Source organism: Mycobacterium sp. IS-1496 (assembly GCF_001499995.1).
Lineage (GTDB): Bacteria > Actinomycetota > Actinomycetes > Mycobacteriales > Mycobacteriaceae > Mycobacterium.
Map to the genome: position 1 here is coordinate 153,076 of NZ_LQIU01000076.1, position 11,910 is coordinate 164,985.

Sequence of the window (11,910 nt, forward strand, 5' to 3'; positions counted from 1 at the left end):
GGGGTCGGTCAGCTGATGGTGACCGATTCGATGACCACCGGATCGGTCGGCCGGTCGTTGCGGTCGGTCGCGGTCGTGGCGATCGCGTCGACCACCTTCTGGGACTCGGCGTCGACGACCTCACCGAAGATGGTGTGGCGGCGGTTGAGGTGCGGGGTCTTGCCGACGGTGATGAAGAACTGCGAACCGTTGGTGCCCGGCCCGGCGTTGGCCATCGCCAGCAGGTAGGGCTTGTCGAACTGCAACTCGGGGTGGAACTCGTCGGCGAACTGGTAGCCCGGCCCGCCGCGCCCGGTGCCGGTCGGGTCGCCGCCCTGGATCATGAACCCGTCGATGACCCGGTGGAACACCGCGCCGTCGTAGAACGGGCCCGACGTGCTGCCGGAGGCGTTCTCGCCCTTGTAGTCCTTCGTGCCCTGCGCCAGGCCGACGAAGTTCGACACCGTCTTGGGTGCATGGTTTCCGAAGAGGGCGATCTTGATATCGCCACGATTGGTGTGCAGGGTCGCCGTCGCGGTCTGAATAGGGCTCGTCACGGGATGTCAGTGTGCCATCCGCCGATTGGGCGTCGTCATCGCACCCGGTGGTGGCAGGCTGTACCCACGATCACCCGCCCCGTCGACCTGCCGCGAAAGAGGTACCCATGAGCGTGAAGCCACTGACTCCGCGGCAGCGGTTGGCCCAGGGTCTGCGGTACACGGCGGTCGGGCCCGTCGACGTGACCCGGGGCGTGCTGGGGATGGGCGCGGACTCGGCCCAGGCCACCGCGGCGGAACTACGCCGGCGGTACCGCAGTGGCCAGCTGCGCCGCGAACTGGCCGCCGCCCAGAGCACCCTGGTCGCGGAACTCGCGGCCGTCCAGGAGGCGGTGAGCGGTCTGCCCGAGGCCCTCACGGGCACACGCGCGCGCAGGCGCCGCAAGCGCCTGCTGGCGCTCGGGGTGGGAGCCGGTGTCCTGGCGGTGGGCGCGGTGACGTTCTCGATCCTGCGCCGCTCGATGAAGCCCGAGCCGTCGCCGTTGCCGCCCAGCGTCGAGGTGACGCCCAAACCCTGACGGGGCCGGGCGAGATGAGACAAGTGTGGAGCCTAGGAGATTCGAACTCCTGACATCTGCCTTGCAAAGGCAGCGCTCTACCAACTGAGCTAAGGCCCCTCGCGGGTCAGGCTGATCGTTCGTCGAGCGCGTGCCACACCTCGGGGCCGTGCCGTGACCGCCACACCAGGACCGACACCGCCAGCGCGGAGAGCACCAGAACGAAACGCACGGTGCCCCCTTCCAGCGGGCCCGGCCGGTGTGACGACCAGCCTGTCCAGTGGGCCTAGGAGGACTCGAACCTCCGACCTCTTCGTTATCAGCGAAGCGCTCTAACCGCCTGAGCTATAGGCCCGTGGTCACTACGGACGAGCAGCGAGATTACCGTAACCGCGCCTCTGTCCCCAAATCCCTAATCGCGGTCGGCCAGGGTCACTTCGACACCGCCCACGAGGTCGGTGGTGAGGTTGTAGATGAACGCCCCGGCGGTGGCCATCGCCGACAGGATGACGATGTTGACCAGACCGATGAGGGCCGCGCCGCCGAAGATCGTCCCGCTGGACACCAGCTCTCCTCCGCCGGCGCCGCTCGTGCTGGTCAGCAGGTCGCCGACGTTGCTGTTGAGCTTGTCCCACACACCCATCCCGCCGAGGACGAGATACAGGAACGCCACGGCGATCATCCACACGAAGAACAGCGCGACCGACAGCACGAGCGACACCTTCAGCGCGCTCCAGGGGTCGACACGACGGATCTGCATGCTGGCGCGGACCGGGCCGCGAGCGGGCCGATGACCCACCTGGGTGCGGGCGGCGGACCGGGCCGGCTGTTCGGCCGCAGGCCGGTCCGCCGGCTTGCGCTGCGGTGGCCGCGGCACCGGGCCGGAGAGGTCCGGGAGCTCGCTGGCGTACGCCTCGGGCCGGGGGGTGTCCGTGCGTTCGGAGGTCCGGACCGGGGCGGCGGGCGCCTGTGTCTCCTCGGTCGGTGCCGAACCGCTCACCGGGAACCGGCTCGTGTTCCGGGCCTCGGCGCCGGGAGCGTGCGTGGACGATCCGCTGCGGCCGGGCTCCTGCCGGGCCGGTGCGCCCTGCGGCGGGCGGCTGGGGCGGCCACGCTGCCAGGGCGGGACGTCCCCGCCTTCCGTGCCGACCCGACCGGCCGCGTTGGCCGGCGATCCGTTGTCGCGGCCCGCGCCCGGCGCAGGGGAGCCGTTCCCGCTCCCGGGGCCCTCGCCCCCGCGCGGGAATCCCGGCTCGTTCGGTGCACTCACCTACGGCTCCTCACTGATCAGACCGCATCGGGGTCGGTGTTGACCTCGTCGGTGCTGTCGCCCGCCTCGGCGTTGCGCGCGATGGCAATCAGTGTGTCGCCCTCACCCAGGTTCATCAACCGAACGCCCTTCGTCTGCCGCCCGGCCTTGCGGACCTGGCGGGCAGCCGTTCGGATGACACCGCCACCCGAGGTGATCGCGTACAACTCCGTGTCGTCATCGACGATCAACGCCCCGACCAGATTGCCACGTCGGCGGTCGTACTGGATCGTCAGGATGCCCTTTCCGCCGCGGCCCTGCGCGGTGTACTCCTCGATGGAGGTGCGCTTGGCGTACCCGCCGCTGGTCGCGACCAGCAGATAGGTGTCCGGCCGCACCACGTTGAGGGAGAGCAGTTCGTCGTCGGCGTTGAACCGCATGCCCTGCACACCGGAGGTCGCCCGGCCCATCGGCCGCAGCGCCTCGTCGGTCGCGGAGAACCGGATCGACTGCCCCTTGGCCGACACCAGCAGCAGGTCGTCCTCGGACGAGGACAGGACGGCGCCGACCAGCTCGTCACCGTCGCGCAGGTTCACCGCCACGATGCCGCCGGAGCGGTTGGAGTCGAAGTCGGTCAGGCGTGACTTCTTCACCAGGCCGTTGCGGGTAGCCAGCACGAGGTAGGGCGCATCCTCGTAGCTCTTGATCTGGATGACCTGCGCGATGCGTTCCTCGGGCTGGAAGGCCAGCAGGTTCGCGACGTGCTGGCCGCGGGCCGTGCGGGACGCCTCGGGCAACTCGTAGGCCTTCGCCCGGTACACCCGGCCCTGGGTGGTGAAGAACAGGATCCAATCGTGGGTGGAGCAGACGAAGAAGTGGTTGACGATGTCGTCCTGCTTGAGCCCGGCGCCCTGGACACCCTTGCCGCCACGCTTCTGGCTGCGGTACAGGTCGGTCTTGGTCCGCTTGGCGTACCCGGTCTCGGTGATCGTGACGACGACGTCCTCGCGGGCGATCAGATCCTCGTCGCTGACCTCGCCGTCGGCGGGCACGATGCGGGTCCGCCGGTCGTCGCCGTACTTGTCGGCGATCTCCTTGAGTTCGTCCCGCACGATCGAGCGCTGGCGTTCGGGCTTGGCGAGAATGTCCTCGAGGTCGGCGATCTCGGCTTCGATCTTGGCCAGGTCGTCGACGATGCGCTGACGCTCCAGTGCGGCCAGGCGCCGCAGCTGCATGTCGAGGATCGCCTGGGCCTGGATCTCGTCGATGTCGAGCAGCTCGATCAGGCCGGCCCGCGCGATGTCGACGGTCTGCGACGCCCGGATCAACGCGATGACCTCGTCGAGGGCGTCGAGCGCCTTGACCAGACCACGCAGGATGTGGGCCCGCTCGTTGGCCTTGCGCAGCCGGTAGCGGGTGCGCCGGACGATCACGTCGAGCTGATGGTCGACGTAGTGGCGGATCAGCTGGTCGAGCCGCAGCGTGCGGGGGACACCGTCGACGATCGACAGCATGTTGGCCCCGAAGCTGGTCTGCAGCTGGGTGTGCTTGTAGAGGTTGTTCAGCACCACCTTGGCCACGGCGTCGCGCTTGAGCTCGACGACGATGCGCAGACCGACGCGGTCACTGGACTGGTCCTCGATGTTGGAGATGCCGGCGAGCTTGCCGTCGCGGACCTGTTCGGCGATCGAGGTGATGAAGTTGTCGTGGTTGACCTGGTACGGCAACTCGGTGATGACGATGCCGGTGCGCCCGCGGCTGTCCTCCTCGATCTCGACGACGCCGCGCATCTTGACCGACCCACGTCCGGTCTTGTAGGTGTCCTCGATGCCCTGGCTGCCCACGATCAGTCCGTGGGTGGGGAAGTCCGGACCCTTGACGCGTTCCATCACCGCGGCGAGCGTGGTCTCCTCGTCGGCCTCGAAGTTCTCCAGGCACCAGTAGACGGCCTCGGCCAGCTCGCGCAGGTTGTGCGGCGGGATGTTGGTCGCCATACCGACCGCGATACCGCCCGAACCGTTGGCGAGCAGGTTCGGGAACCGGCTCGGCAGTACGGTCGGCTCCTGCACCCTGCCGTCGTAGTTTGGGATGAAATCGACTGTCTCCTCGTCGATTTCGCGCAGCATATCCATCGCGAGCGGGGTCAGCCGCGCCTCGGTGTTGTGGCTGACGAACCCGTTGGTGATGAAGGCGTGGTCTGCGGTGTCGACCCGCAGGCTGTATACCGGCTGAATGCCGGCGTCGGTGACGGAGGCCACCGTCGCGTAGTAGAACCGACCGTCGCTCAGCTCGGTCGCAATGGCACGCACGTCAGCATTCTTGATGTGGCTGCAGATCTCGGCGCCGTCACGCTGCCACCGCGAGATGCGGTCGATGTTGTGCTTCCGCAGCCATTCCTTATCGGCCCACCGGCCGCCACTGTGTGCGCGGATGAAACGCGCCAGGCCGGGCACGAAGTCGCGATCGAGACCTGAAGGTTCGCTCGGCAGTGCCGCCAGTATCTCGAGCAATTTGGCCTGCTTCGCCCCCCCGAATCCGATCTGGCGGGCGAAGAGTTCCGCCTGAGCGCGGTTGGTGAGCACCACCTTGTGCTCACCGACGGCATGGCGATAGCGCCGAGAGACCACACCGAACTCCAGCAGCATCTGCTGGACATCGGCGGCCAGTCGCTCACTACGCGTGGAGTAGGACACCTGCACGGTGTTTCGGGGAAGGCTCGAGCATGAGCCGTCACCTTCGAACAGCGCCTGGAGGAAAACTCGCTTGACGGCCGCGGGCGATTGCCAGACCCAGTCCGGGACGAACTTGTCCGCGGAACGCTGACCCACCGCGACGCCCAGACATGACCTTCGAAGTGCCTCGAGATTGTGGATGTCCAACTCGTGTAGCAGTGATCCAGAAGCGATTCTTCGACTCGCGACGTATCGCGGCCCACCGACGACGGCGTCGTAGGCAGCGACCACCATGCTGAAGAACTCGCCGTCGAGGTTGTTGAAACCCGCTCGCTTCTCCGAGATGAAGCCCTCGCTGATGAACGCACCGGCGAGCAAACCTTCCAGCGTCTCCTGCCAATCAGCCGGGCCGAACTCCATGGGCGGAGTCCGCTGAAGCACGACCGTGTCGCCCGGCCTGATCTCCTCGACCAACTTCCACAAGAGGGTGGGAACGCCGCCAACATCCACTAGGCAGAGCAGCGGGTGGTTTTCGGTACCGGTGACGGTGTAGCCCTCTGTGGTGTTCACCGTGTACGTCTGGTGCTCTCCGGAATGGAAGAGCCTGTCGGCGGTTACGGGATCGCCGTGGCGGTCCACGACCTTGAGATCGATGGGGTTGTCCGAGTCGGGTTTCGCTCCCGGCACCACACCATTGATGGGAACGGACCGCCCCAGCGGCAATCGCACCAGCGCATCGCCCGTGACGCAATACCTCATCGCGGCCGGCGGATCGTTACCCGGCGAGCCGAAGTTGCCCTGCCCGTCGACCAACGGGTAGCGCAGCGACCACGGCTGCGCCATGCGAACCAGGGTGTCGTAGATCGACGCGTCGCCGTGCGGATGGTAGTTGCCCATCGTCTCGGCAACGGAGCGTGCGGATTTCGCGTGCCCACGGTCCGGCCGGAAACCGGAGTCGAACATCGCGTAGAGCACGCGACGGTGCACCGGCTTGAGACCGTCCCGCACCTCGGGCAGCGCACGACCGACGATCACGCTCATCGCGTAGTCGATGTAGCTGCGCTGCATCTCCTGCTGGATGTCGACCGGTTCGATCCGGTCTCCGGTCTCGTCGCCAGGAGGCAACGTGGTATCAGTCATCGAGGATCCCTAGATATCGGTCGGATGTCTCTACACATCAAGGAAGCGAACGTCTTTGGCGTTGCGGGTGATGAAGCTGCGGCGGGCCTCGACGTCCTCGCCCATCAGGATGGAGAACAGTTCGTCGGCGGCCGCGGCGTCGTCGAGCGTGATCTGGCGCAGCACCCGCACCGACGGGTCCATCGTGGTCTCCCACAATTCCTTGGCGTCCATCTCACCCAGACCCTTGTAGCGCTGGATGCCGTCTTCGGCATTGATGCGTTTACCCGCGGCGCGGCCGGTTTCGAGCAGCCCGTCGCGTTCGCGGTCGGAGTAGGCGAATTCCGGTGCGCTGCGCTGCCATTTGAGTTTGTACAGCGGCGGCTGTGCCAGGAACACGTGGCCGTTCTCGATCAGCGGCTTCATGAACCGGAACAGCAGTGTCAGCAGCAGCGTCGAGATGTGCTGGCCGTCGACGTCGGCGTCGGCCATCAGCACGATCTTGTGGTACCGCAGCTTGCTGATGTCGAACTCGTCGTGGATACCGGTGCCGAGCGCGGTGATGATGGCCTGGACTTCGGTGTTCTTCAGCACCCGGTCGATCCGGGCCTTCTCGACGTTGATGATCTTGCCGCGCAACGGCAGGATGGCCTGGAACATCGAGTCGCGGCCGCTCTTGGCCGAGCCGCCGGCCGAGTCACCCTCCACCACATACAGTTCCGACTTACGCGGGTCGGTCGAACGGCAGTCGGCGAGCTTGCCCGGTAGACCGCCGATGTCGGTTGCGCTCTTGCGCCGCACCAGTTCCCGGGCCTTGCGAGCGGCCAGGCGCGCCTGTGCCGACGAAACCGCCTTGTTCACAACGGTCTTCGCCTCGGCCGGGTTGGCCTCGAACCAATGGCTGAGCTGCTCGTTGCAGATTTTCTGCACGAACGACTTCACCTCGGTGTTGCCGAGTTTGGTCTTGGTCTGACCCTCGAACTGCGGCTGGGAGACCTTGACCGAGATGACGGCGGCCAGGCCCTCGCGGATGTCGTCGCCGGTGAGGTTCGGGTCCTTGTCCTTGAGCAGCTTCTTGTCTTTGGCGTACTTGTTCACCACCGACGTCAGCGCCGTGCGGAAACCCTCTTCGTGGGTGCCGCCCTCGTGTGTGTTGATCGTATTGGCGAACGTGTGCACCGACTCGGAATAGCCGGCGTTCCACTGCATCGCGATCTCGACCTCGTGGCCCTCGCCCTTGCCGTCGAAGTCGATGACGCTGGGCTGGATCGGGGTCTTCGTGCGGTTGATGTGCTTGACGAAGTCGACCAGACCGCCGGGGTAGTGGAAGACCCGGTGCTTGACCTTCTGCGGTTTGGCCGCCTCGGCCGATTTCTCCTCGGCGCTCTTGGGCGCCTCGGCGTGGTCGCTGACGACGTCGTCGACGACCTCTTCGGCGGTGACACGCTCGTCGGTCAGCTCGATGGTCAGTCCCTTGTTGAGGAACGCCATCTCCTGCAGCCGGCGGGCGATCGTCTCGAAGTCGTAGTTCGTGGTCTCGAAGATGTTCGGATCGGCCCAGAACCGGATCGTGGTGCCGGTGGCCTTCGTCTTCTCGCCCTGCTTGAGGGTTCCCGGCACGGACCGGTCGTAGGTCTGGAACCACTCGTACCCGTCGCGGCGGATGTCCGCCTCGAGCCGGGTCGACAGCGCATTGACCACCGACACGCCGACACCGTGCAGACCGCCGGACACCTGGTAGGCGCCCTCTTCGAATTTGCCGCCGGCGTGCAGCACCGTCATCACGACGTCGACGGTGGGCACACCTGTCGAGTGCATGGCGACGGGGATGCCGCGACCGTCGTCAGTGACCTGGACTCCGCCGTCCTCGAGGATCCGGACGTCGACCTTGGAGGCGTACCCGGCCATCGCCTCGTCGACGGCGTTGTCGACGACCTCCCAGATGAGGTGGTGCAGGCCGCGCTCTCCGGTGGAACCGATGTACATGCCCGGGCGCTTGCGGACCGCTTCCAGACCTTCGAGCACCTTGATGGCATCGGCGCCGTACTCGCTGGGAGCATTCTTCTTCTGGGCAGCCACGTTGGACGCGTCTCCTCGGGGTTCGCGGGCGAACGGTCGACGGACCGCCGCGTAGTTCCTGTCCAGTCTACCGGGAGATACCGTCAGGACCGACGCTGCGGCGGCGTTTTCACCCATCTATCGTCGCCGTGCGCGGAATTTCGCGAACTTCGGTGCGTCCAGACGCTTGGGAACGCGCCTCGCGAACCCCAGGCGGCTCTCAGCGCACAGTTGTGACCACTCATCCGTACGTGTCGCGGGGTCCGCGGCCCGCGATGTGATAACGGCCCTTCCGCCACGACGGCGCCGTCGGCCCGGTGATCTTCAGAGAGGTGACGACCCCGTCACCGACCGCGGCGGCGATCTTCGCCAGCAGCTGCGACTGCACCATCCGCAGCTGGGTGGCCCACGCGGTCGACTCGGCGGCGACCGTCAGCACACCCTCGCGCAGGGAACTCGGTGTGGCGTGCTCGGCGATCTGCTCGCCGACCACCGTCGACCACTGACCGAACACCGCACCTTCGGCGACGCGGGGCGACCATCCTCGGGTGCGGGCCAGATCGCGGGTGGCGGCGCCGAGCGTCTGGGGGTCGCGGGAGTCGGGGCCGGGGCCCGACCAGGTCCGGCGGCGACCCGTGCCGGCCACCCGGCGGGCGGGGGAGGTGCGCCCGCGGCCCACATCCTTGCCCTGGCTGCGGGCCGCGCCGCGGGCCTCCTCGAGAGTGCGTCGCACCAGATCCATGCCCTTGAGTTCCGCCAGGTGCGCCGGGGGTCCGGCCCCGTCGTCATCGCGGTCCCGGTCGCCGTCGCTCATGACTCCACCATCGACACGCGCCCATCGTCGTCGTCCTGCATCCGGATCATGATCCGCCGCGCATCCCAGTCGGCGGGGATGTCCTCGGCCACCGCCGCGGTGACGAGCACCTGCTCTGCGGACGCGGCGACCTCGGCCAGCGCGCGCCGCCGCGCGGCGTCGAGTTCGGCGAACACGTCGTCGAGCAGAAGGACCGGATCGCTGCCGTCGGTCCGCAGCAGTTCGTAGGCGGCCAGCCGCAGCGACAACGCCATCGACCACGACTCCCCGTGGCTGGCATACCCTTTCGCCATCTGGTCGCCGAGGCGCAGTTCGAGATCGTCACGGTGGGGCCCCACCAGGCAGACGCCGCGTTCCAGTTCGGCGTCACGTCGGCGGGCCATCGCGTCGAGCAGGGCGGCCTCGTAATACTCGGCGCTCACGTCGGCATCGACGGCGTCCTCGGCGTCGACGCTGGTGCGGTACCGGATGGCCGCGGGCCGCGATCCGGGCGCCAGGAGCTGATAGGCCTTCTCGACTTCCGGGGCGAGGTGATGCGCGAGATCGGCGCGCGCGGCCATCAGCAACGCGCCGTGCGCGGCGAGGTGGCCGTCCCACACGTCGAGGGTGTCGAGCACGCTGCGGTCCCCGCGGTACCGGGCCGCCGCGGCGCTCTTGAGCAGTGCGGTGCGCTGGCGGATCACCCGGTCGTAATCGGCGCGCACACCGGCGATGCCGGGACGACGGGTGGTGGCCAGTTCGTCGAGATAGCGTCGGCGTTCACCCGGATCCCCGCGGACCAGCGCCAAGTCCTCGGGGGCGAACAGCACCGCCCTCAGCACCCCCAGCACTTCGCGGGGGCTGCGTACCGGGGAACGGTTGAGCCGCGCCTTATTGGCCCTGCCGGTGGTGATCTCGAGGTCGACGGCCAACTCCCGGCCCTCGTTCACGACGATGGTCGACACCACCGCGCGCGGGGCGCCGGCCCGGATCAGCGGTGCGTCCGAGGCCACCCGATGCGACCCCAGCGTGGCCGAATACCACAGCGCCTCAACGAGGTTGGTCTTGCCGAAACCGTTGGGGCCGACGAATACGGTGCGGCCGGGCTCCAGTTCCAGGTCGGCTCGCGCCCAGGACCGGAAATCGGTCAGCGTCAGGTGCCGGACGAACAACTCATTGCTCCTCGCGTGCGCGGCACGTACCTATCCCGACTTGCTGATCCTCTGTACGGCGTGCCCGCCGAACTGGTTGCGCAGCGCCGAGACCGCCTTCATGGTGGGGGAGTCCTCCTGGCGCGACTCGAACCGCGCGAACAGCGACGCGGCGATGGCGGGCACCGGCACGCGGAGCCGGATCGCCTCCTCGACCGTCCACCGGCCCTCGCCCGAATCCTCGGTGTAGCCGGAGATCTCGGCCAGCCCGGGGTCCTCCCGGAGGGCCTTGGCGAGCAGCTGCTGCAGCCACGACCGCACCACCGTGCCGTTGGTCCACGCCTGGTACACCGCCTGCGGATCGCGGATCAGCTCCTCGGCGGCGAGCATCTCGTAGCCCTCGCCGTACGCGGTCATCAGCGCGTACTCCACGCCGTTGTGCACCATCTTGGCGAAGTGGCCCGCGCCGACGGGACCGGCGTGGACGAAGCCGTCCGCCCGGTCGCCGGGGGGACGGAGGGTGTCGAAGATCGGCATGACCCGTTCGATGTCGGCGTCGTCGCCGCCGACCATCAGCCCGTACCCCTCCGCCAGCCCCCAGACACCGCCGGACACGCCCGCGTCGATGAAGCCGATTCCCTTGTCTTTCAACAACTCCGCGTGCGGAGCATCCTCGGTGAAGCGCGAGTTGCCGCCGTCGATCACCAGGTCGCCCTCGGCCAGGACGTCGGCCAGCGAGACGATCGTGTCGTGGGTGACCGGACCGGAGGGCACCATCACCCACACCACCCTGGGGGCCGGCAGCGCCTCGGCGAGGGCGGCGAGCGACGGAACGTCGGTCACCTCCGGCCGCGGGTCGTAACCGACCACCTCGTGACCGCCCTCGCGCAGGCGTTCACGCATGTTGAAGCCCATCTTGCCGAGCCCCACCAGACCCAGTTGCATGTCCGCCCCTCTAGGTTGCGTCGGCCGGTCAGCCGGGAAGCCGTACCGGCATCAACAGATACACGTAATCGGTCTGCAGTGCCGGGAACGGGCCGGCGCCGCGGGCGGTGTCCTCGTCGCCCGCGGGGCGGAGGACCGCGGGGCGGCTGGGCGTCGTGAAGCCGAACGTCACGCGCTCGGAGTGCAGCGATCCAAGCCCGTCGGTCAGGTAGGTCGGGTTGAACGCGATGGTCAGCGGCTCACCGGAGAAGTCGACCGCCAGGTCCTCCTCGGCGCGGCCGACGTCATCGGCGCCGGCGGACAGCCGCAGCACGTCGTCCGCGAACTCCATGCGGACCTGGGCCCCGCGATCGGCCACCAGCGCGACGCGTTTGATCGCCTCGGTCAGTTCGGCGACGCCGATCGTGGCGACCGCGGTGTGCTCGCCGGGCAGCAGCTGCCGGAACTTCGGGAATTCGGCGTCGAGCAGGCGGGTGGTGCTGCGCTTGCCCTCGCTGCGGATACCGAGCAGGCCCTCTTTGCCGACGGCGGAACCGGCGCCGAGCGCGAGATGGACCTCGTTGCCGTCGGTGCCGGCCTTGGCCGCCTCGGCGAGCGTCTTGGCCGGGACCAGCACCGCCGCCTCGACATCGAGGGAGCTCGTCGACCAGGTCAATTCGCGCACCGCCAGCCGGAACCGGTCGGTGGCCGCCAAAACGACGCTCTCACCGGTGATCTCGACGCGGATACCGGTGAGCATGGGCAGGGTGTCGTCGCGGCCGGCCGCGACCGCCACCTGGCCGATGGCCTCGGCGAACAGGTAGGCGCCGATCACCCCGGTCTCATCGGGCAGCGTCGGCAGCGCGGGGTAGTCCTCGACGGCCATGGTGGGCAGGGAGAACCGGGCGCTG

General features: G+C 68.1%; 9 protein-coding genes and 2 tRNA genes. 1 reads left to right on the plus strand and 10 read right to left on the minus strand.

Translation table 11 applies throughout. The features are described from left to right. Nucleotides 1-8: 8 nt before the first annotated feature. The gene (locus AU195_RS24930; protein WP_059093880.1) at nucleotides 9-536 is read right to left on the minus strand and encodes a peptidylprolyl isomerase; all 528 of its coding nucleotides are present in this window, start codon (nucleotides 534-536) and stop codon (nucleotides 9-11) included. A 107-nt stretch (nucleotides 537-643) separates the two neighbouring features. Between AU195_RS24930 and cwsA the strand changes: the two genes are divergently transcribed. Beyond that, nucleotides 644-1,054 (plus strand): cell wall synthesis protein CwsA, encoded by a 411-nt coding sequence (gene cwsA / locus AU195_RS24935; protein WP_059161681.1) that lies wholly within the window; start codon nucleotides 644-646, stop codon nucleotides 1,052-1,054. Nucleotides 1,055-1,080: 26 nt separating this feature from the next. On the opposite strand, the gene AU195_RS24940 is transcribed toward cwsA, so the two are convergent. From AU195_RS24940 to dnaN, 9 genes are all read right to left on the minus strand, one after another. After that, a tRNA-Ala gene (locus AU195_RS24940) sits at nucleotides 1,081-1,153 on the minus strand. A 161-nt stretch (nucleotides 1,154-1,314) separates the two neighbouring features. Next, nucleotides 1,315-1,388, minus strand: a tRNA-Ile gene (locus tag AU195_RS24945). Nucleotides 1,389-1,445: 57 nt separating this feature from the next. Beyond that, complete coding sequence (locus tag AU195_RS24950; RefSeq protein WP_059161682.1) at nucleotides 1,446-2,303, minus strand: DUF3566 domain-containing protein; 858 nt, start codon at nucleotides 2,301-2,303, stop codon at nucleotides 1,446-1,448. 17 nt (nucleotides 2,304-2,320) lie between these two features. Then, complete coding sequence (gene gyrA / locus AU195_RS24955) at nucleotides 2,321-6,094, minus strand: intein-containing DNA gyrase subunit A (RefSeq protein ID WP_059161683.1); 3,774 nt, start codon at nucleotides 6,092-6,094, stop codon at nucleotides 2,321-2,323. A gap of 30 nt (nucleotides 6,095-6,124) precedes the next feature. Next, the gene (gene gyrB, locus AU195_RS24960) at nucleotides 6,125-8,152 is read right to left on the minus strand and encodes a DNA topoisomerase (ATP-hydrolyzing) subunit B (RefSeq protein ID WP_059161684.1); all 2,028 of its coding nucleotides are present in this window, start codon (nucleotides 8,150-8,152) and stop codon (nucleotides 6,125-6,127) included. Nucleotides 8,153-8,372: 220 nt separating this feature from the next. After that, nucleotides 8,373-8,945, minus strand: coding sequence for a DUF721 family protein (locus tag AU195_RS24965; protein ID WP_059161685.1), 573 nt, complete (start codon nucleotides 8,943-8,945; stop codon nucleotides 8,373-8,375). Beyond that, complete coding sequence (gene recF, locus AU195_RS24970) at nucleotides 8,942-10,096, minus strand: DNA replication/repair protein RecF (protein ID WP_059161686.1); 1,155 nt, start codon at nucleotides 10,094-10,096, stop codon at nucleotides 8,942-8,944. The genes AU195_RS24965 and recF overlap by 4 nt, the downstream gene beginning before the upstream one ends. 30 nt (nucleotides 10,097-10,126) lie before the next feature. Beyond that, entirely contained in the window at nucleotides 10,127-11,020 is an 894-nt protein-coding gene (gnd, locus tag AU195_RS24975; protein ID WP_059161687.1) for a phosphogluconate dehydrogenase (NAD(+)-dependent, decarboxylating), read from the minus strand. 28 nt (nucleotides 11,021-11,048) lie between these two features. Next, nucleotides 11,049-11,910: DNA polymerase III subunit beta (gene dnaN, locus AU195_RS24980; RefSeq protein ID WP_059161698.1), on the minus strand; the 862-nt coding region annotated here is incomplete at its 5' end.